Source organism: Reyranella sp. (genome assembly GCF_044224635.1).
Taxonomy (GTDB): domain Bacteria; phylum Pseudomonadota; class Alphaproteobacteria; order Reyranellales; family Reyranellaceae; genus Reyranella.
In genome coordinates this window covers 39,544-59,186 of the sequence record NZ_JBGAKA010000034.1, presented here as the reverse complement: position 1 = coordinate 59,186, position 19,643 = coordinate 39,544, and the positions used below count along the sequence as shown (strand labels likewise).

The 19,643-nt window shown below is 65.9% G+C and carries 18 protein-coding genes; 4 read left to right on the top strand and 14 right to left on the bottom strand.

The window, feature by feature from the left end; genetic code table 11:
• Window positions 1–81: 81 nt before the first annotated feature.
• Complete coding sequence (locus tag ACILR9_RS25490) at window positions 82–960, top strand: SDR family oxidoreductase (protein ID WP_395712782.1); 879 nt, start codon at window positions 82–84, stop codon at window positions 958–960.
• 162 nt (window positions 961–1,122) lie between these two features.
• On the opposite strand, the gene ACILR9_RS25485 is transcribed toward ACILR9_RS25490, so the two are convergent.
• Entirely contained in the window at window positions 1,123–2,241 is a 1,119-nt protein-coding gene (locus ACILR9_RS25485) for an aromatic ring-hydroxylating dioxygenase subunit alpha (protein WP_395712781.1), read from the bottom strand.
• A gap of 114 nt (window positions 2,242–2,355) precedes the next feature.
• Between ACILR9_RS25485 and ACILR9_RS25480 the strand changes: the two genes are divergently transcribed.
• The gene (locus tag ACILR9_RS25480) at window positions 2,356–2,520 is read left to right on the top strand and encodes a hypothetical protein (protein ID WP_395712780.1); all 165 of its coding nucleotides are present in this window, start codon (window positions 2,356–2,358) and stop codon (window positions 2,518–2,520) included.
• A 181-nt stretch (window positions 2,521–2,701) separates the two neighbouring features.
• On the top strand, window positions 2,702–3,343 hold the full coding sequence (locus ACILR9_RS25475; protein WP_395712779.1) for a protease complex subunit PrcB family protein: 642 nt from the start codon (window positions 2,702–2,704) through the stop codon (window positions 3,341–3,343).
• Between the two features lie 116 nt (window positions 3,344–3,459).
• Here ACILR9_RS25475 and ACILR9_RS25470 read toward each other — a convergent pair whose 3' ends face one another.
• The gene (locus tag ACILR9_RS25470) at window positions 3,460–5,274 is read right to left on the bottom strand and encodes an IlvD/Edd family dehydratase (protein WP_395712778.1); all 1,815 of its coding nucleotides are present in this window, start codon (window positions 5,272–5,274) and stop codon (window positions 3,460–3,462) included.
• 134 nt (window positions 5,275–5,408) lie between these two features.
• Here ACILR9_RS25470 and ACILR9_RS25465 point away from each other — a divergent pair, with 134 nt between their 5' ends.
• The gene (locus tag ACILR9_RS25465) at window positions 5,409–6,299 is read left to right on the top strand and encodes a sugar kinase (protein WP_395712777.1); all 891 of its coding nucleotides are present in this window, start codon (window positions 5,409–5,411) and stop codon (window positions 6,297–6,299) included.
• Here ACILR9_RS25465 and ACILR9_RS25460 read toward each other — a convergent pair.
• The 12 genes from ACILR9_RS25460 to ACILR9_RS25405 form a co-directional block, all read right to left on the bottom strand.
• A complete protein-coding gene (locus ACILR9_RS25460; protein WP_395712776.1) occupies window positions 6,253–7,248 on the bottom strand; it encodes a sterol desaturase family protein in 996 nt (331 codons plus the stop codon). The two genes, ACILR9_RS25465 and ACILR9_RS25460, sit on opposite strands and share 47 nt — an antisense overlap.
• Window positions 7,249–7,257: 9 nt before the next feature.
• Window positions 7,258–8,256, bottom strand: a complete 999-nt coding sequence (locus tag ACILR9_RS25455) for a YncE family protein (protein WP_395712775.1) — start codon at window positions 8,254–8,256, stop codon at window positions 7,258–7,260.
• Window positions 8,257–8,606: 350 nt separating this feature from the next.
• Complete coding sequence (locus ACILR9_RS25450) at window positions 8,607–9,347, bottom strand: SDR family oxidoreductase (protein WP_395712814.1); 741 nt, start codon at window positions 9,345–9,347, stop codon at window positions 8,607–8,609.
• A 315-nt stretch (window positions 9,348–9,662) separates the two neighbouring features.
• The gene (locus ACILR9_RS25445) at window positions 9,663–10,670 is read right to left on the bottom strand and encodes a TAXI family TRAP transporter solute-binding subunit (RefSeq protein ID WP_395712774.1); all 1,008 of its coding nucleotides are present in this window, start codon (window positions 10,668–10,670) and stop codon (window positions 9,663–9,665) included.
• A gap of 74 nt (window positions 10,671–10,744) precedes the next feature.
• The gene (locus ACILR9_RS25440; RefSeq protein WP_395712773.1) at window positions 10,745–11,491 is read right to left on the bottom strand and encodes an SIR2 family NAD-dependent protein deacylase; all 747 of its coding nucleotides are present in this window, start codon (window positions 11,489–11,491) and stop codon (window positions 10,745–10,747) included.
• An 18-nt stretch (window positions 11,492–11,509) separates the two neighbouring features.
• Window positions 11,510–12,571: a hypothetical protein gene (locus ACILR9_RS25435; protein ID WP_395712772.1), complete on the bottom strand. Its 1,062-nt coding sequence runs from the start codon at window positions 12,569–12,571 to the stop codon at window positions 11,510–11,512.
• Between the two features lie 104 nt (window positions 12,572–12,675).
• Window positions 12,676–13,467 (bottom strand): ABC transporter ATP-binding protein, encoded by a 792-nt coding sequence (locus tag ACILR9_RS25430; RefSeq protein ID WP_395712771.1) that lies wholly within the window; start codon window positions 13,465–13,467, stop codon window positions 12,676–12,678.
• Window positions 13,468–13,567: 100 nt separating this feature from the next.
• On the bottom strand, window positions 13,568–14,818 hold the full coding sequence (locus tag ACILR9_RS25425; protein ID WP_395712770.1) for an ABC transporter substrate-binding protein: 1,251 nt from the start codon (window positions 14,816–14,818) through the stop codon (window positions 13,568–13,570).
• A 32-nt stretch (window positions 14,819–14,850) separates the two neighbouring features.
• Window positions 14,851–15,918, bottom strand: coding sequence for a branched-chain amino acid ABC transporter permease (locus ACILR9_RS25420; RefSeq protein WP_395712769.1), 1,068 nt, complete (start codon window positions 15,916–15,918; stop codon window positions 14,851–14,853).
• Window positions 15,919–15,921: 3 nt separating this feature from the next.
• Window positions 15,922–16,815: a branched-chain amino acid ABC transporter permease gene (locus ACILR9_RS25415; protein WP_395712768.1), complete on the bottom strand. Its 894-nt coding sequence runs from the start codon at window positions 16,813–16,815 to the stop codon at window positions 15,922–15,924.
• 63 nt (window positions 16,816–16,878) lie between these two features.
• The gene (locus ACILR9_RS25410; RefSeq protein WP_395712767.1) at window positions 16,879–18,819 is read right to left on the bottom strand and encodes an AMP-binding protein; all 1,941 of its coding nucleotides are present in this window, start codon (window positions 18,817–18,819) and stop codon (window positions 16,879–16,881) included.
• Window positions 18,816–19,637 carry an ABC transporter ATP-binding protein gene (locus ACILR9_RS25405; protein WP_395712766.1) on the bottom strand — a complete coding sequence of 274 codons (822 nt, stop codon included), beginning with the start codon at window positions 19,635–19,637 and terminating at the stop codon, window positions 18,816–18,818. Before ACILR9_RS25405 ends, ACILR9_RS25410 begins: the two co-directional genes overlap by 4 nt.
• Window positions 19,638–19,643 lie beyond the last annotated feature (6 nt).

Below are 19,643 nucleotides of genomic sequence, written 5' to 3'. Positions count from 1 at the left end.
AGCTATGCAACACCTTGTGACGAGGAATGCGATAACGTCAGGCGACATAGGCAATGCAATTAGAATTAGAGGATCGACTCGATGTTCCGCAACGACCTGTTCAAGGGGAAGCGCTTTCTGGTTACGGGCGGGGGCACCGGTCTCGGCCGCATCATGGTCGAGAAGTTCGTCGAGCTGGGCGCCGACTGCGTGATCTGCGGCCGCCGCGGCGGCGTGCTCGAGGAGACCGCGCGGCAGATCATGGCAAGGCATCCTGAGCGTCGGGTCGACACCCACACCGTGGATATCCGGGTCGCCACGGCGGTCGAGGAGATGATCGAGCGCATCTGGGCTGCAGGGCCCCTGGACGGGCTGGTGAACAATGCCGCAGGCAACTTCATTTCCCAAACCAAGGATCTCAGCGCACGCGCCTTCGACGCGATTGCCAACATCGTGCTGCACGGCACGTTCTATACGACCAACGCCTGCGGCAAGCGCTGGATCGCCGACAAGCGCAAGGCGAGCGTGCTCAGCATCCTGACGACCTGGGTATGGACCGGCAGCCCGTTCGTCGTACCGTCGGCGATGTCCAAGGCGGGCGTCGCCGTCATGACCCAGAGCCTCGCCGTCGAATGGGCTCGCCACGGCATCCGCCTCAATGCCATCGCGCCCGGCCCCTTTCCGACCGAAGGCGCATGGGCGCGCCTCAACCCGATGCAGGAAGGCGACGACAATCGCTACAACACGCGCAACCCGATGGGCCGCGTCGGCCGGCCGAGCGAGCTCGCCAACATGGCAGCCTTCCTGATGAGTGATGAGGTCGAGTACATCAACGGCGAGGTGATCGCCATCGACGGTGCGATGGGCATCATGGGCAACGGCACGTTCTCCAACATGATGGCCTACACCGAAGACGACTGGCGCCGCATCCGCGAGCAGATCCAGACGACGAATGCCGCCGACCGGGCGAAGCGGGGCTGATCTCCTATCGATTGGAGTGCGTCATTCGCTAGGGGCGCGACGCGCCAACCACCTCATCCTGAGACGCGCCCTTCGGGCGCTTCTCTGGATGAGGTGGTTGGTGTTGCGCTCAGTTCGGGATGAGGTCGTTGCTCCGCTTGGCGCGCTCCCAGCGAAGAGGCTCTAAGCAAGCGCCCCCGTAAGCGTGCGGTGGAAGTGGACGATTGCGCTTTCGAACTTGCCGAAGGTGAAGACCTCGTTGGCGCCGCTGCCGAGGCCATGCTGGATGGCCTGGACCACGGCGCGATCCTCGGCGGCACCGGTGTTGCCGACGAACTCGGCGTCACGCCTGGCTTCGGCGAGCGCTGCCGGATCGTCACCGCCGCCGTTGGTCAGCGTGTAGGTGCTCTGACGCGTGCGATCGACCGCGAGCGGCTCCAGGATCACCACGTTGGTGTGACGCGACAGCACCGTGATCAGGACGTTGGGGAACAGGTGATAGACGTAGGTCAGTAGCCCGTCGACGCGACGTTCTGCCGGCAGCACCTTGGCCAGATTCCTGATCCGCTGGAAAGGATAGGTCACGCGGCTGTTTCGGCCGAACAGATCGATGACATTCAAATTGTCGAAGCCGTACGGCAGGAAGCTTTCAGGGTGAGTCGACTTGATGTGATAGCCCTCGATGAAGCTTTCGAGCAGGATCTTCCAGTTGACCTCGAACTCGCGCTCAGCCGAGGCGAACAGGCGCTGGTCTGGCGAGATCAGCCTGGCGAGGCCGCCCAGCGAATCGTCATCCAGCGTCGGCTCGTCCTGGGTGACGAACACCAGGCCGAACCGTTCGCTCGCGGTCACCGGCACCAGTGGATGAGCCTCCTTGTCGAAGCCGGGAAATCCGTCCTCGTGGGGGATATGCCGCAGGCGGCCTTCCAGATTGTAGGTCCAGCCGTGATAGCGGCAGACAAAGGCGCGGGTGCAGCCGCTGCCCGCCGCGACCTGCATGCCGCGATGACGGCAGGCATTGCGGAATGCGCGCACCATGCCGTCGACGCCGCGCACCGCGACGATCGGCGTGCCGGCAGCATCGCGGGCGACGTACGAGCCAATCTCCGGCAATGCCGCCGATGGGCAGAACGGCGTCGGCGAGCGGCGCAGCACGCTCTCGATCTCTGCGGCCAGGCGCTGCGGCGAGCGATAATTGGCGACCGGCTCACGCCACACCTCGTCGCCAAGATCGGTGGTGCCGTTGGCAATGTGGTCGAGCACGCGCTGCGCGACCGACTGGTCATCCATGGCAGGCTTCATGTCCGTCGTGTCCTCTTGGCCTGGCCAACGATACGCCAAGCCCTGCCGGCGACAAATGAAAGCAGGTGATGCTCGAATGAACGCCGTTCACGTCTTGCGGCGGCCGGCGCTCGAATGAGCGCCGTTCATGTCCCGCCACCGGCCTCGCCCGGCAGCCAGCGGCTGAACACGCGCCGGGCGGGATTGCCGGCGCTCCTGGAAGCGATGGACCGGCCAGTACCCACCCGGCGCGCAGCGCATTGCGGGGCCGGCCAGGCAGGGCACGGCAAGGGGGTCTGATCGTCCTTTGTGTTGCACGGATGCAACATGAAGGGATGATTGATGCCGGGGCCACACCTGCCGTACCTGTCCCGGCCTCAATTGAGCCAAAGTGTGATGGTCACTTCAGGGCCACAACATTTTGAGTCCAGGTTCCAGAGAAAAGGTCGTGTGGTCAGGCACTGAGGCAGTATCCCGGACAATGCGGAACTTGCCGCGGCGGCACTTCCTGTCGCTTTGCCTGATCGCGCCAAGTGCCCTGGCGGGCACCGTAGACGACGCCGTCGCGCAGACCGTCGAATCGCGCCACTGGCAGGGTGCCACGGCAGCGACGCGCCAGCCGGAGCAAGTCGTTGCGGGCACCTTGTCGGAATGGCGCAGCCTGTGGAATCGCGTCGGTATCACGCCACCCGAAAAATTCGAGCCGGGTCGCCAGAACGCCGTCGGCATCTTTCTCGGCCGCCGCGCAAGCGAGGGCTACTCGATCAACATCATCTCGGCGAGCCGCCGGCGTGATCGCATCGTCGTCGTGTTCGAGGAGCGCATGCCGGCCGACATCATGACGGCTCAGCGCACCAATCCGACGACGCGTCCGGCCTCCAACGTGCCCGGTCTTTCCGGCCCCGGCTTCGGCGGACCAAGCCCAGGCTTCGGCGCACCGAGCCCGGGCTTCGGCGGCGGTCCCGCCGCGGGCTTCGCTGCTCCAGGCGGCGCCGCCACCGCGCCGGCGCCACCTCCAGGCTCCAGCGTCCGTCCACCCACCCAGCCGACATCGCCGTGGGCGATCGTGCTGATCAACCGCGTCGATCTGCCGGTCTCCGTCGAGCAGCGGCTGTTTCGTTAAGTGTACGCTGGGGGTGCGCCAGTCCAGTGGCGCGTCGTGGGGTCCTTGCCATCGAGGAGGATCGCGCCACTGGAGTGGCGCGCCTCCGGCGAATGATCGCTGTCTCTTCATTCGCCTCAATGCGAATGCCGCGGTACCCCCTTGGTCTGGACGATGCGCTGGTAGTTCACCGCGAAGTCGAGGCAGGCGCCGCTGGCGAGTTGGCCGACGAACTTGCGCTGCAGCTCCTGCCACGGCGTCTGGCTCTCCTTGATGTGCGGCTTCCACGCCACCTTGCGGCGCGCCAGCTCGTCGTCGCCGATGAGGATGTCGGCGCGGCGCTTGCCGATATCCACCCTGACCTTGTCGCCGGTCTGAAGCAGCGCCAGGCCGCCGCCGACGGCCGCTTCCGGTGAGGCGTTGAGGATCGACGGGCTGGCCGAGGTGCCGCTCTGCCGGCCGTCGCCGACACACGGCAGCAGCAGCACGCCGCCCTTCACCAGGCGATCGGGCGGCAGCATGTTCACTACTTCGGCAGCGCCGGGATAGCCGACCGGCCCGACATTGCGGATGAACAGGATGCTGTTCTCGTCGATCGGCAGGCTCGGGTCGTTGATGCGATGGTGATAGTCCTCGGGCCCTTCGAACACGATGGCCGTGCCTTCGAAGGCGTCCTCATCGCCCGCCCGCTCGAGGTACTTCTTGCGGAACTCCTCGGAGATCACCGAGGTCTTCATGATCGCCGATTCGAACAGGTTGCCCGACAGCACCGCGAAGCCGGCCTGGCCAAGCATCGGCTTGTCGTAAGGCTTGATCACGTCGCCGTCGACCGGCTTTGCCGTGGCGAGATTCTCTGCCATGGTCTTGCCGGTGACGGTGAGCGCATCGCCGTGGATCTTTTTCTTGGCGAGCAGCTCGCGCATCACGGTCGGCACGCCGCCGGCGCGATGGAACGCCTCGCCGAGATACTTGCCTGCCGGCATGCAGTTCACCAGCAGCGGGATGTCGTATCCGATCTTGTCCCAGTCGGCGTTGTGCAGGTCGACGCCGATATGCCTCGCGATCGCGTTCACGTGCGGCGGACAGTTGGTCGAGGCGCCGAGCGCGCTCGCCGCCACGATGGCATTCTCGAACGCCTCGCGCGTCAGGATGTCGGACGGCTTCAGGTCTTCCCACACCATGTCGACGATGCGCTTGCCGGTCTCGTAGGCGATCTGGCCGCGTTCGCGGTACGGGCCGGGAATGGCGGCACAACCGGTCAGCGATAGGCCAAGCGCCTCGGCCATGCTGTTCATCGACAGCGCTGTGCCCATGGTGTTGCAGTGGCCGACGCTCGGTGCGCTCGACGCCACCATCTCGAGGAACTGCTTGAGGTCGATGCGACCGGCCGCCAATTCCTGGCGCGCATACCACACGACGGTGCCGGACCCGGCCAAGCCGCCGGCATAGTGACCGTCGAGCATCGGACCACCGGACAGCACGATCGCCGGGATGTTCACCGTGGCCGCACCCATGATCATGGCCGGCGTGGTCTTGTCGCAACCCGTCGTCAGCACGACGCCGTCGAAGAAGTAGCCGTACAGGCTCTCGACCAGGCTGAGATAGGCGAGGTTGCGATCGAGCGCCGCGGTCGGGCGCTTGCCGGTCTCCTGGATGGGATGGACGGGAAACTCGATCGGAATGCCGCCGGCGTCGCGGATGCCGTCGCGCACGCGCTTGGCCAGGTCGAGATGATGGCGGTTGCACGGCGACAGATCGCTGCCGGTCTGGGCGATGCCGATGATCGGCCGATTGCTATGCAGCTCGGCCAGGGTCAGCCCGAAGTTCATGTAGCGCTCGAGATAGAGCGCCGCCATCGTCGGATCGCCGGGTGCGTCGAACCAATCGCGGCTGCGCAGCCGGCGCTTGCCATCATCTTTGCCGCTGGCGCCCTTCTTGGTGGCCATCGTCATCCCTCCTCGCTTGTTGGGGGCACCGTGGGAGAAGGCGTTCCGGAAGTCCAGCGCCGAGCTTGAGCAGCCGCGTGCGCCGTGGGAAACCGCCCGTCATGACCTCCTCTCCTGCTCTCGTAAGCCTCGGCGAACCGATGATCGAGTTCAATCGTCCGCGCAGCGGCGACGGACGGACCTGGCTGCAAGGCTTCGGCGGCGACACGTCCAATGCAGCGATCGCGGCGGCGCGCCAGGGTGCATCGGTCGGCTACCTCACCAGCCTCGGCGAGGACTGGATGGGCGAGGCCTTCCTGGCGCTGTGGCGGGCCGAAAGCGTCGACGCCACGTGCGTGTGCCGTCATCCCACGGCGCCGACCGGCGTCTACTTCGTCACCCATGGCGAGAGCGGTCATCGCTTCGACTTCCTGCGCAAGGGATCGGCTGCCTCGCTGCTCGACCGCCGCGACCTTGCCGTGGACTACATCGCCGGCGCGCGCATCCTGCATCTTTCGGCGATCAGCCAGGCAATCAGCCCTCTGGCTCTGCAAACCTGCGAAGCCGCCATCGACGCAGCGCGCCGGGCCGGCGTTCGCGTGTCGTACGATACCAACCTGCGCCTGCGTCTGTGGGACCTCGACGAGGCGCAACGAACCATCGACGCCACGGCGGGGCGCTGCGACATCCTGCTGCCGAGCCTCGACGAGTCCCGCCAGCTCACGCGGCTGGAACAGCCCGACGCCATCGTCGATCATTATCTAGGCCGCGGGCCGTCGCTGGTTGCCTTGAAGATGGGCGGCGACGGCGCATTGATTGCGACGCGCGACCGGCGCATGAAGATTGCGCCTCATCGCGTCGAGGCGGTCGATGCGACCGGCGCCGGCGACGCCTTCGACGGCGCTTTCCTGGCCCGCCTCCTGGCCGGGGACGATCCATTCGTCGCCGGTCGCTATGCCAATGTGACTGCCGCGTTGAAGACCCGCGACTACGGCGCCGTGGCACCTATTCCGCGGGCGGCCGAAGTCTTGGCTGAATTGGCGCGCGCATAGGACTCGGCAAGAGCGCCCGCAGGAAGCGGCCGAACACCGTGACCTGCTGGGCGATCCAGCCGCGCCCGTTGTCGGCGTCGATCACAGGATCATCGACGCCGGTGGGCCGGCGCTTGCCGTCGTAGATCGCCGTGCCGAACAGGATGTCCCAGATCGGAAAGACCGGGGCAAAATTGTGATCGTGAATGTGACGTTCAGCCGGGTTCGCCAGTGCATGATGCAGCCGGTGGAAACGCGGTCCGACGAGCAACTTCTCCCCGATGCGCCCGAAGCTTACGTCGATATTGGCGTGCGACCAGCTTTCGACCAGGCGGCCGACCATCAGGATCAGGATGTAGTCGTCCGGCTGGACGCCGACCAGCTGGGCAAACACGGCCAGCGCCAACGTCATCAGCAGGTCATCGACGATGTGATTGCGATCGTCGGACCACACCGTCATCTGGCGCTGACTGTGGTGCAGGCTGTGCAGTGCCCACCACCAGGAAAACCGGTGCTGGGCGCGGTGCAGCCAGTAGGCGACGAAGTCATAGAGCACGAAGTACACGAGGAACGAGGCGAGAGCGTAGTCGTGCAGCCACGGCAGTGCCTGCTCGACCCGGAACGGCGCAAAGCCCAAGCTGCGCGAGAGGTACTCGATCTGATTGGTGATCGGGTAGCTAACCGAGAACACGGCCAGGGGAACAATGCCGAGCTTGTTGAGCACGGTGTAAACGCGGTCGACTCCGACAAGGGTGTCGTCGGCGGTCCGCTCGAGCGGCCAGCGTTTCTCGAAGAAGCGCATGGCTAGCGCAATAACCAGGATCTGGACGACGCCCAGCATGAAGAACTCGACGGCGTTGAAGGCCGGCTCGTACCATTGCATCAGCTCGAGCCGGAACAGGACGGGCGAGACCACGGTCTCGAAGATCCAGGTCTGGCAGCCCACCCAAAGGTCGATGAGGTCGCGCATCGCGCGCGCCTACTTCTTCTTGGGCGCTGCCGAAACGGTGCGAACCGGCGTGCCGCTGGGGGGAGCCACGGCATCGAGCATCACCAGGCCGTGGGGCGACTTGCCGACCGGGATCGATGCGACGACCTTCATTTGCTCAAGGTCGACGACGGCGATGCGCCGCAGGAAGCGCTGCGTCACCCAGAGTTCCTTGCCGTCGGGCGTGATATCCATGCAGTCGGGACCGCCCGGCACCTTGATGGTGCCGACAACCCTCATCTCCTGCGTGTCGATCAGCGACACCGTATTCTCGACCCGGTTGCTCAGGAACCAGTGGCGACCATCGCCCTTGGGCCAGAAGTTATGCGCCGCCCGCCCGGTCTTCAGGCCGCCGGTAATGGTGCCGTCCTTCGGATTGACGACCACGAGCCCGTCCTGTCCGGTAAGGGCCACGAGCACCCGATTGTTGTCGGGCAGCACGAGGACGCCGGCGGGCGCCGTGCCGACCTTCACGTTCCACTTGATCGTCTGCGTCTCGAGATCGAACGCCGCCAGCCGTCCGCTCTCCTGCAAAGTGACGAACACCGTCTTGGACTCGGCGTCGAACGCAAGATGGCTCGGCATGCTGTCGATGAAAATGCGGTTGGCGAGCTTGAACCCGTCGGCGTGATAGAAATCGACATGGTCGAGACGAAGGGCGACGGTGACGAACCACTTGCCGTCGGGGCTGAAGCCCAACTGGTAGGGATCGACGATATCGCGCACGAGCCCCTTCTTCTCGCCGGTCTTGTTATCGAGCACCAGCAGCTCGTTGGTCACCGTGGAGCCGATCAGCACGTCCTTGCCGTCGGGGCTGCGGAACAGATGATGGGGCTCGCGACCGACCGGCAGCCGAACGAGCTCGGTGCGCGAGCTGCGGCTGATGATGCTGTAGGAGGCTTCTTCCGAATTCAGCACCAGGACCGTATCGGCCCGGGCGCCGGCGGCAGCCAGCACGAACAGCGACGCGACAATTGCCAGTCTATTCATCGTGGCTTCTCATTCTCTTACGCCATCATCTTGAAGCATCTTCTAGATCAAGACCAGAACCGTTTGACGTGAGATGCCTGCGGCCGCGAGCCGCTGCACCTCGTCCCCACGCGCGGCCCGCGGCGACGTTCCCGGCGCCACCCGCGAGCCGCCGACGCAGGCGACATTGGGCAGGGCAAGGGACGCCGGCGCGCTGTCGGCATCGATGCCACCGCTTGGACAAAGCGCATGTCGGCCAGCAGCGCAGCAACCGCCTTGAGCCAGATCAAGCCGCCCGCGCTGTGTTCGGCGAAGGCCATCGCCTTGCGACACAACGATCTGCATGGCAGGCAAGAATGGCAATCGTAAGGTCACACGCTCCACCCACCGTCGATCACATTCACCGTGCCGGTCGTGAACGCCGATTCGTCACTCGCCAGGTAGACGGCCAAGGCGGCGATCTCGTCAGCCGAGCCGAAGCGGCCGGTCGGCTGGCGCTGCAGGAAGAACTGGCGGGCGTCCGAGCCGCCTCCCAGGGCCGAAATGCGGTCGTCGAGCGACGGAGTTTGAACAGTGCCGGGGCAGATGGCGTTGCACCGCACGCCCTTGCTCACGTAATCGACGGCAATCGACTTGGTGAGGCCGATCACGGCGGCCTTGGTGGTACCGTAGATGCAGCGCAGCGCCGCGCCCTTCACCGAGGAGGCCGCCGACGACATGTTGACGATCGAGCCGCCGTCCTTGGCCAGCATGCCGGGCAGGAACGCCTGGGCCGTCCAGAACATGCTGCGCACGTTGAGATCGAAGGCGAGCTGCCACTCATCGTCGGTGGCATCGAGCACGCTGCCATGATGGACGAAGCCGGCGCAGTTGAACAGAACGTCGATCGCGCCGATCTGCTCCGCCAGCACCCTGATCGCCACCTTGTCGAGGACGTCGAGGCGATACGGGCGCACGCCCTTCGTTTCGGCAAGACCCTCGAGCTTGCCGGCATCGACGTCGGTCGCCCACACGGTGGCGCCCTCGCGGGCAAAGGCACGGGCCGTTGCCTGCCCGATCCCCTGCCCCGCCGCCGTCACGACGCACAGCTTGCCTTCAAGTCTCATGAGAATACCTCCGATAGTGGATGAGCTGACGGCCCAGGACGGGCAGGCTGATCAGCACGCTGGCGATCAGCGCCGTTGCGCCCGGCGCCATCGCCGGTAGGCGGCGACGCTGAGCCAGATCCTCTCCCGGAGCGACAGCCGCACCAGAAGGAAGGCCGACAGCGCCGCCCCCAAGAAGGTGATGCTGACGATGCGGCCAGCAAACGTCAGCGCGAAATCGTGCCAGGTGATTCATCATCGGGATGGTGAGCTACTGCTCCCGGGCCCTGGCTCCTCCCGAGCTTCGCTGTCAGCCCAGCCGGGGAGGAGAATGACGCGGGCCTACTTTAGCAGCCCCTTCTCCTGATAGAACTTTTCCGCGCCGGGATGCAGTGGAATGCCAAGGCCCTGGACGGCCGTCTCGAAGCGGATGGCGCGGCCCTTGGCATGGCCCGAATCGAGCAGCTTGCGGGTGTTCGGGTTCCACAGAGCGGCGGTGACGTTGTAGATCAGCTGGTCCGGCTGCTTGCTCGAGGTGGCCCAGATGGCGTTGACGCTGACTGTCTTCACGCCCGGCACGTTCTTGTAGGCGCCGTCGGGAATCTCGTCGAGCGCGAAGAAGCTGTACTGCTTCACCAGGGCTTCGGCCTCCGGGCCATCGATCGGCACCAGCTCGATGCCGGTGGTCGCGGCGAGCTCGGCAATGGCGCCTTGTGGCCAGCCGGCGACGCTGAAGAAGGCGTCGAGCGCGCCGTCCTTGAGCTTGTCCGCCGCCTGCTGCGGCTTGAGATACTCCGCCTTGATCTCCTTCTCGGTGAGGCCGTAAGCTGCGAGAATCAGCCGCGCGTCGACCAGCGTTCCCGAGCCCGGCTCGTCCAGCGACATGCGCTTGCCCTTGAGATCCTTGATCGACTTGATACCGGCTCCCTTGCGTGCCACCAGGTGGAAGCTCTCGGGATAGAGGTTGGCGATGGCGCGCAGCACCTCGACCTTGGGCCGCCCTTCGTAAATGCCGTTGCCGTTGAAGGCCCAGTAGGCGACGTCGGACTGCGTGAAGCCCGACTGCATGCTGCCGCTCGAGATGGCATTGACGTTGGCGACCGAGCCGTTCGAGGCCACCGCCGTCGCGACCAGACCAGGCACGCCGCACGAGCCACCATCGGCGCACGACCGCGAGCCCGGCGGGTTCGAAATCGCGTTGGCGATCAGGCCGCCGATCGGGAAGTAGGTGCCCGCCGTTCCACCGGTGCCGATGCGGAAGAACGTGATGTCCTGGGCCGCTGCCGGCAGTCCGGCCACGGCCGCCGCTCCCAATCCGCCCAGCAGGGTGCTTCTTCGCCTTATCCTCACTAGCGCCTCCCTGACCGGTATCGATTTAACCGTGTCCGGTCGGCAGCCGCAACGATGGCCATCAATGATGGCATTCAATTGACGCCGATGGCACGGCTCATGGTCGACCCGATCTCGGCATGGATCACCATGTCGGCATCGTCGTCCTGATCGGTCGCCTCACGGTTGACGATCACCAGCCTGGCGCCGCGGCGCTTGGCGATGCGCGGGAAGCTCGCCGCCGGGTAGACCACCAGCGAGCTGCCCAGCACGATGAAGAGGTCGCACGCCATGGTCTCGTCCTGGGCGCGCGCCATCTGGATCTCCGGCATCGCCTGGCCGAACGAGATGGTGGCGGTCTTCACGATGCCGTCGCACTTGACGCACAGCGGCAGCTTGCCCGATCCGAGAAATGCCTTCCGGATCGGATCGAGCTCATGGCGGTGGCCGCAATCGAGGCAGCTCGCGTAGGTCGAGTTGCCGTGCAGCTCGACGATCTTCGACTCGGGCACGCCCGAGCGCTGGTGCAGGCCGTCGACATTCTGCGTGATGATGGCGCTCATGCGGCCCCGCTCGACCAGCCTGGCCAGCGCGCGATGGCCGGCATTGGGCTCCGCCGTCAGCATGGTCTCGTCGGTCGCGAACTTGCGGCGCCATGATTCGCGGCGCATCTCGTCCGACGACATGAAGTCGTCGAAGTAGATCGGCTTGTAGCGCGTCCAGATGCCGCCGGGAGAGCGGAAGTCGGGAATGCCCGACTCTGTGGAGATGCCGGCGCCGGTGAAGGCGACGATGCGCTTGGCCGATCCGATCATCTCGCGCAGCTGCTCGACCTGGTCCATCGCTCCTCCTCCCCTGTCCTACGGTGCCGGCATCGCCGGATTATGCGCCGCGCAGCCCGGGTATGTCCTGCCTTCGCTTCGAACCTCGACGACGTAGGCGAACAACGAGCCCGACTGGTTATCGATGCAGCGCCGCTCGTCGATCGTCACCAGCAGGTCGGTGCCGTCGCTGCTCGCGTACTCAAGGCCGTTCCCCGACTTCTGCGGGCCGCCATGCGGCACGCGCTGCGTCGACAGGCCGCCCAGCACGCTCATCACCATGTCGCGCGAGGTCACCTCGAGGCGCCACGACGGCTCGTTGCCGGTCGCGATCCATTCCCGCTGGTCGAAGCGCTCGCGGCATCCCGCCGTCTCCACCGCCGCGCGGCGCAGGTCGACGACTCCGATGCCGGCATTGGTGCCGGTCTCGCGCACGCCGTAGATCTCGACGAACATCGGGCGGCCCTCCTGGGCGGCCGTCAGCTCGCGCAGCGACTTCAGCAGCTCCTGACCCTGGGTGCGATCCTCCAGCGCGAGCGGTGCACCGTCGCAGGGCGTGAAGAGCAGTCGCCCGCCCACATCGCGCACCAGTCCGCGCAGCCGGGTGGCGTTGGCCGGGCGCGCCGGTGCATCGGCGCGGGGCGTCGCCTGCGGGGTGAGCGCCATGGTGAGCTGCGAGGGTTGCTGCGTCGTCGGATGCTGGAGCTGCGGCACCGGCGCACCGCGCCCGACCGGGGGCGTCGGCGCCGCGCGCGTCACCAGCGCCGGCAGGGCATAGAAGAACAAGGGGCGCTCGCTGCGATCGAGCAGGCAGACGAACTGGGTCTCGAGCGGCGACCGGTTGCGATAGGTCAGCCGGCCGCGCAGGGTCAGCGCGGCGGCAACCGGCTGCGATCCAGCCTGACCGTTGAAGCGCTCCAATGCCGGCGGCGGAAAGTCCATCGCCGTGACGCGGTCGACCGATGGATCGAGCTGGCGGTACTGGCCCTGCCCGAAGGCGGCGCATTGCTGCGCGAGGTCGCTCTGAGCGAGCGCCGACATGGCGAGAGAGCACAGGAGCGCGAGGATGGACGGCGGAACGATCGGCGAGACGCAACGCATGACGCCCCCAGGATAGCAGGGCATTCGAGTATGGGCGCCCTCTCCTTCTCATCCCCAGCTTCGCTGAGGGAGGAGAAGGAAATGTGCGCCAATATGCGGACGCCCTAGGATAGCCAGCGCTTGCGCCTCTTGTAATGCTTGGTGTCGCGATAGGATTTGCGCGCCCCGCCTTCGTTCAGGCCGAGGTAGAATTCCTTGATGTCGGAATTGTCGCGCAGTTTGCCGGCCGGCCCCTCGAGCACGATGCGGCCGTTCTCCATGACATACCCGTGATCGGCGACGCCGAGCGCCATGGTGGCGTTCTGCTCGACCAGCAGGACCGACAGCTTCTCCTGCCTCACCAGCCGGTCGACGATGCCGAAGATCTCCTCGACCAGCATCGGCGCCAGGCCGAGCGACGGCTCGTCGAGCAGCACCACCTTGGGCTGGCTCATCAGCGCCCGCCCTATCGCCAGCATCTGCTGCTCGCCGCCTGACAGGTAGCCCGAGACCTGGGTCCGCCGCTCGCGCAGGCGCGGGAAGTAGGAATAGACGAGGTCGATCCCCTGCTTCACCGCATGATTGTTCTGGACGTGGCCGCCGGCGACCAGGTTCTCCTCGGTGGTCAGATTCTCGAACACGCGCCGGCCTTCGAACACCTGGACCAAGCCGAGCCGGGTGACGTCGTGGGCGCGCATGCCGTCAATCCGGCGATCTCCCAGCTGCACGGCGCCCTTGGTGACCTCGCCGCGCTCGCTGCGCAGCACGCCGGAGATCGCCTTGAGCGTCGTCGTCTTGCCGGCGCCGTTGGCGCCCAGCAGGGTCGTGATCGCACCCTCGCCGACCGTGATCGACACGCCCTTGAGGACAAGGATGACCCGGTCGTAGACGACCTCGATGTTGTTGATCGACAGCATCAGACCTCGGTGTGCTGGGGGCGCGCCGTTCCCGTGGCGCGATCTTTGCCGGTCGCGCTGAAGACGCGCCACGGAAGTGGCGCGCCCCCAGCGATGAGCATCACGACTTCGAGGCCTCCGCCGCGAGGTGCTTCAGGATCAGCGGCCGGTAGCCCTGGAACCATTCCTTGGTCTTGACGAGCTTGCCGCCCTTGACCGTCCAGATCTCGACCCAGCCGCCACCTTCGTGGTCGGCCGGCGTGAGCTCCATCGGGGGAACCAGGCCGCCCAGGGTGAACCCCTTGATCGACTCCATGCCCTTCTTGACCTCTTCCGAGGTCGGCGTCGCACCGCCCTTGGCCTTGATGGCGTTGCGCAGGGCCTCGACATGCAGCGCCGCGGTCAGCACGCCGCGATTGTAGAGCACCGTCGAGTCCATCTCCTTGGGCGGCTGCTTGCCCTGGGCCTTGTACATCGCCTCGATGTCCTTGATCACCGGGAAATCCTTGCCGACGCCGGCGAACTGGATGGTGTTGTAGCCTTCGGCCACGCCCATGCCGCCGGCGGCGATGATGTCGGCCTCGGAGCTGGCCCACACCAGGCCGACCACCTTGCTGAGTGGATAGCCTTTGCCCTTCAGATCCTTGATCAGGACCGACGGCGCGCGCCCGAACAGGTGGGCAATGACGAAGTCCGGCTTGAAACGGCCGGTGATGTCGAGAACCTGGGCGCCCATCTCGAGACCGGGCGCCGGCACGGCGAAGGTACGCATCTCGAAGCCTTCGTCCTTGGCGAGATCCTCGAGCACGGCCAGCGGCTCCTTGCCCGCCGGGTTGTCGTAGAAGACATAGGCGATCTTCTTGCCTTTGAGGCTGCCGCCCAGCCGCTCCTTGGCGAAGGCCACCGCGGCGGCCGCCTGCGACCAGTAGCTGGCCGCGATCGGGAAGGTGTAGGGATAGCGCTTGCCGTCGGCCGCGGCGGCGGTGCCGAAGCCGGGCGACGTGCCGAGGATCTTGTCCTCCTCGAGCTTCTTGTTGAGCGCTGCCGTCTGCGGCGTGCCGTAGATGCCTTCGAGAACCGCGCCTTCCTTCTTGAAGCGCTCGTGCGCCTCGATGGCCGGCGGCACCTTGTACTCGTTGTCGATCTCGAGGACCTTGATCTTGTGGCCCTCGACACCGCCCTTGCTGTTGATCAGGGCGATGTAGTCCTGGTAGCCGGGGCATAGTACCGTGCCCACGTTCGCCGTCGGCCCGGTGCGATCGCATTGCAGGCCGAAGATGACTTCCTTCTGGGCGAAGGCTTGGCCCGTGCCCAGCGCCAGGGTGGCGGTCGTTGCCGCCAAGCCCAGCCAACTCCTAACGAACCTCGTCATGGGTTCCTCCCTTTCTGTAGCAACGCCCCGCCCTAGTACGAGAAGGGCCAGACCCGGAAGTAGCTCCGGATATTCCTCCATAGCCGATTGAGCCCTTCGGGCTCGACGATCAGAAAGAAGATGATCAACGCGCCGAACACCCCCAGACGCAGGCCCGAGATGACGTTGGCCATCTCGGCCGCGGTGAAGAACAGCGATCCGACGTTTTCCATGAGAATGCGGATCACGATGGGCAGCAGTGTGACGAAAACCGCCCCGAGGATCGAGCCCAGGACCGAGCCCAGCCCGCCGATGATGATCATGGCGAGATAGTCGATCGACACGATGAGCTGGAACTGCTCGTAGTTGGCGATGCCGAAATAGTAGGTGTAGAGCACGCCGCAGACGCCGGCGTAGAACGACGAGATGGCGAAGGCCAGCAGCTTGTAGCGGTAGATGTTGATGCCGATGATCTCGGCCGCGATGTCCTGGTCGCGCACCGCCACGAAAGCCCGCCCGATGCGGCTGCGCACCAGGTTCAGCGTCGCCACGATGGCGATCACGGCGAAGAACAGCAGGAAGAAATAGAGCGTGCCCTGGGTGTTGAAGGCGAAGCCGAAGAGGGTCGGCCGGCCGACCTCGATCGAGGCTTGCGCGCCGCCCGAGATCGCCGGCACACGGTTGATGGTCCATTCTATGATCAGCTGGCCGGCCAGCGTGGCGATCGCGAGATACAGCCCCTTGATGCGCAGGCTCGGCATGCCGACCACGACGCCGATCAGCGCCGCCATCAGCCCGCCGGCCGGCAGGGTCAGCCAGAACGGCAGGTCGAGCTTCACCGCGAGATTGGCCGCCGTGTAGGCGCCGACCGACATGAAGGCGCCGTGGCCGATCGAGATCTGGCCGGTGTAGCCGACGAGGATGTTGAGCCCGAGCGCGCCCACGATGGCGATGAAGATCAGGTTCAGGATCGACAAATAGTATTCATGGACGAGCAGCGGAACGATCAGCACGAAGATTCCCGCGAGCGCGATCATCGTCCACTTGGCGATCGGCAACGGATACAGCGCCATGTCGGCGCTGTAGGTCGTCTTGAAGACTCCGGACTCGCGATGGAACATGGATTACACGCGCTCGATCTGGCGCCGACCGAAGATGCCGTACGGCCTGACCATGAGAACCAGGATCATCAGGACATAGGGCGCGAAATCCTTGGTGCCGCCGCCGACGAACGGGTCTAGGTAGCCCGCCGCCAGGCTCTCGACGATGCCGATGATCAGCCCGCCGATCAGCGCGCCGCCGATCGAGTCGAGGCCGCCCAGGATCACCACGGGAAAGACCTTCAGCCCGACCAGCGCCAGCTGCACGTCGACGCCCAGCATGCTGCCCCACACGATGCCGCCCAGCGCCGAGACGATGCCGGCCATTGCCCAGGCCAGCGCGAAGTAGCGCTCGACATTGATGCCCATCGCCTGGGCGACCTGCTGATTGTCGGCGACCGCGCGCATGGCCACGCCCATGCGGCTCTTCTTGAAGAACCAGTTGAAGGCGAGGAAGAAGAGCACCGCCACCACGGCACCCAGCACCTGGATCGGCGGCAGCGTCGCCGGTCCGATCGAGATGGGGTCGTCGCCGATCGGCAGTGGCAAGGCGCGGGTCTCGATGCCGAGCACCAGCGGGCCCCAGCCGCGCAACACGGCGGCGACCCCGATGGTCGCCATGATGACGGCCACTACCGGCCGGCCGAGCAGCGGCCTCAGCACGACCCGCTCCAGGCCGAAGCCGAAGCCGATCATGACCAGCAGGACCGCGACGATCGCCGCGATCAGTGGCGCCTCGGCGCCGAGCACGACCACCACGACCATGCCGGCCAGCATGACGAACTCACCCTGGGCGAAGTTGATGGCGTCGGTCGCCTTGTAGACCAGCACGAATCCCAAGGCGATCAGGGAGTACATCAATCCGATAGACGCCCCGCTCAGCAGGAGGGCAAAGGCAAACTCGAGCTCGTCAGACATTGGCCCTCCAGATCTTTCCCTCCTCCCCAGCTCCGCTGGGGAGGAGAAGCTGCATGGCGCCCCTCACGCCGCCCTCCGGGCCGGCTCGGCCTTGTCTTCGCCGTGGATGGCGATGGTCGAGTTCAGGGTCGACTTGCGGCCGTCCTCGAAGGTGATCTCCATGGTGACGTCGACCGACGAGGCGCCGCCGTAGAACGCCTCGATCACGTTGGCGTACTTCTCGGCGACGAAGCGGCGGCGAACCTTGCGGGTGCGCGTCATCTCGGCGTCGTCGGCATCGAGCTCCTTGTTGAGCAGCAGGTAGCGCCGCACCTGCTGCACATCAGGCAGGGTGGCGTTCGCCTTGGCGATCTCCTGGCCGATCATCGTCGCGACCTCAGGCTTGCGGCTGAGGTCCATGAAGCTCGTGTAGGTGAGCCCCTGCTTCTCGGCCCACGTGCCCACGGTCTGCATGTCGATGGCAATCATGGTGACGACGAACGGCCTCTGGTCGCCGAACGCCACCGCCTCGCGGATGAACGGGCTGAACTTCAGCTTGTTCTCGATGAATTGCGGCGCGAAGGCCGAGCCGTCGGCGAGCTTCCCGACATCCTTGGCACGGTCGATGATCACCAGGTGGCCCTGCTTGTCGAAGAAGCCGGCATCGCCGGTCTTGAGCCAACCCTCGCCCGTCAGCGTGTCGCGCGTCACGTCATCCTGCTTGAAATAGCCCCTAAAGACGTTGGGCCCCTTCAGCAGGACCTCGCCGCGGTCGTCGATCTTGATGTCGACCTTGGGGATCGGCCGGCCCACGGTGTTGGGATTGGCCTCGGCATCGGCCTGGCAGGCGATCAGCGCCGAGGCCTCGGTGGCGCCATAGACCTGCTTGAGGTTGATGCCGAACGAGCGGAAGAAGCGATAGGTGTCGGGCCCCAGCGGCGCGCCGCCGGTGTAGCACCAGCGCGCCCTCCCCAGCCCGAGCTGGTCGCGCACCGGGCCGTAGACCAGGACCTCGCCGAGGGCGAGACCGAGCCGCTCGCCGAGCGACAGGCTCTTGCCGTCGGCCTGCTTCAGCTCGCAGCGCTCGGCAAGGCTGCGGAAGTGCGCGTAGATGCGGCGCTTGGCCGGCGAGGCGTCGTTGCCCTTGATCTGCATCAGCGTCAGCATGTTCTCCCAGATGCGGGGGGGCGCCAGCATGGCGTCGGGTCCGAGCTCGCGCAGGTCGCGCTGCACCGTCTCGGGACTCTCCGGGCAATTGGCCGTCAGGCGCGCCACCAGCGCCATGCCGAGCGAGAAAGCGGCGTCGCCGACCCAGGCCATCGGCAGGTAGGACAGCCAGTTGTCGCCCGCCTTCACGTCGTTCACCTGGAGGAACGCCTCGGAGGTGGCGATCAGGTTGCGATGGCTGAGCATCGCGCCTTTCGGGTTGCCGGTGGTGCCCGACGTGTAGGCGATCATCGCGATGTCGTCCGGCCCGCCCTTGGCCACCTCGGCGTCGTAGAAGCCGGGATTGGCTTGGCCGAACTTGCGCCCCTCCTCGAGCACGCTCGTAAAGGAGCGCAGTATCGGATCGTCGTAGAATGACAGGCCGCGCGGGTCGTCGTAGATGATCCAGCGCAGGCACAGCAGCCGCTCCTTGAGCGACAACGCCTTGTCGACCTGCTCCTGGTCCTCGGCGACGATGATCGAGGTCTCGGCATGATTGAGGACGTAGACCAGCTCCGAGGCGATCGAGTCCTGGTAGACCGGCACCGAGATGCCGCCCAGCGCCTGGGCCGAGAGCTGGGCGAAATAGAGCTGGGGACGGTTGTCGCCGACGACGGAAAGCTTGTCGCCGCGTTGGAAGCCGAGCGACGCCAGCCCCAGTGCGAAGTCGCGCACGTTGTCGCGGTATGCTTGCCAGCTGTAGGTCTGCCACACGCCGCGCGTCTTCTCGCGAATGCCGGCGCCAGCGGGGTCCTGCTCGGCGTTGCGCTGTAGGAGCTTGGGGAGCGTCGATGTCGCTGTGTCGTCGACCAGGCTCATGCGCGGCCTCCTCCCTTGCTGGTGCCGAGATAGGCCTGGATGACCGCCGGGTCGCGCTGCACCTCTTCGGGCGTGCCGGCGGCGATGCGCCGACCGCGGTCGAGCACGACCACCCGGTCAGAGATGTCCATGACCACGCCCATGTCGTGCTCGATCAGCACGACCGTGACGCCGCGCTCCTGGTTCACGTCGAGGATGTAGCGCGCCATGTCCTCTTTCTCGTCCTGGTTCATGCCGCCCATCGGCTCGTCAAGCAGCAGCACCTTGGGCTCCAGCGCAAGCGCGCGGCCAAGCTCGACGCGCTTGCGCAGACCATAGGCGAGCGCCGCGGTCTGCTGCTTGCGCAGATCCTGCAACTTCAGGAAGTCGATGATCTCCTCGACCGCCTCGCGATGGGCGATGTCCTCTTTCTGGGCCATGCCCCAATAGATCACGCTCGCCAGGACTCCGGACTTCATGCGCACGTGGCGGCCGAGCATGAGATTGTCGAGCACCGTGAGCCCGCTGAACAGCGCGATGTTCTGGAACGTCCGGGCGATGCCGAGGGCGGCGATGTCGCTCGGCTTCTTCTGGGTGATGTCGAGGCCTTCCAGGACGACGCGGCCGGTGTCGGGCTTGTAGAAGCCCGAGATCATGTTCAGGAGGGAGGTCTTGCCGGCGCCATTCGGGCCAATGATGGAAACGATGCCGCCCTTGGGCACTTCGAGGGCGACATCCTGCACGGCCACGACGCCACCGAAACGCTTGGATACGCCTTCCACCACGAGCTGATTGTCGCCTCTTTGCGCAGGCGCGCGCTGGGCGGACGACCCCACCATGAACCC

Bases quoted from the DNA above. Each gene is read 5' to 3' on its own strand.
- ACILR9_RS25490 (WP_395712782.1), top strand. From the start codon at position 82: ATGTTCCGCAACGACCTGTTCAAGGGGAAGCGCTTTCTGGTTACGGGC.
- ACILR9_RS25485 (WP_395712781.1), bottom strand. From the start codon at position 2,241: ATGAAGCCTGCCATGGATGACCAGTCGGTCGCGCAGCGCGTGCTCGAC.
- ACILR9_RS25480 (WP_395712780.1), top strand. From the start codon at position 2,356: ATGAGCGCCGTTCATGTCCCGCCACCGGCCTCGCCCGGCAGCCAGCGG.
- ACILR9_RS25475 (WP_395712779.1), top strand. From the start codon at position 2,702: ATGCGGAACTTGCCGCGGCGGCACTTCCTGTCGCTTTGCCTGATCGCG.
- ACILR9_RS25470 (WP_395712778.1), bottom strand. From the start codon at position 5,274: ATGACGATGGCCACCAAGAAGGGCGCCAGCGGCAAAGATGATGGCAAG.
- ACILR9_RS25465 (WP_395712777.1), top strand. From the start codon at position 5,409: ATGATCGAGTTCAATCGTCCGCGCAGCGGCGACGGACGGACCTGGCTG.
- ACILR9_RS25460 (WP_395712776.1), bottom strand. From the start codon at position 7,248: ATGCGCGACCTCATCGACCTTTGGGTGGGCTGCCAGACCTGGATCTTC.
- ACILR9_RS25455 (WP_395712775.1), bottom strand. From the start codon at position 8,256: ATGAATAGACTGGCAATTGTCGCGTCGCTGTTCGTGCTGGCTGCCGCC.
- ACILR9_RS25440 (WP_395712773.1), bottom strand. From the start codon at position 11,491: ATGGACCAGGTCGAGCAGCTGCGCGAGATGATCGGATCGGCCAAGCGC.
- ACILR9_RS25435 (WP_395712772.1), bottom strand. From the start codon at position 12,571: ATGCGTTGCGTCTCGCCGATCGTTCCGCCGTCCATCCTCGCGCTCCTG.
- ACILR9_RS25430 (WP_395712771.1), bottom strand. From the start codon at position 13,467: ATGCTGTCGATCAACAACATCGAGGTCGTCTACGACCGGGTCATCCTT.
- ACILR9_RS25425 (WP_395712770.1), bottom strand. From the start codon at position 14,818: ATGACGAGGTTCGTTAGGAGTTGGCTGGGCTTGGCGGCAACGACCGCC.
- ACILR9_RS25420 (WP_395712769.1), bottom strand. From the start codon at position 15,918: ATGTTCCATCGCGAGTCCGGAGTCTTCAAGACGACCTACAGCGCCGAC.
- ACILR9_RS25415 (WP_395712768.1), bottom strand. From the start codon at position 16,815: ATGTCTGACGAGCTCGAGTTTGCCTTTGCCCTCCTGCTGAGCGGGGCG.
- ACILR9_RS25410 (WP_395712767.1), bottom strand. From the start codon at position 18,819: ATGAGCCTGGTCGACGACACAGCGACATCGACGCTCCCCAAGCTCCTA.
- ACILR9_RS25405 (WP_395712766.1), bottom strand. From the start codon at position 19,637: ATGGTGGGGTCGTCCGCCCAGCGCGCGCCTGCGCAAAGAGGCGACAAT.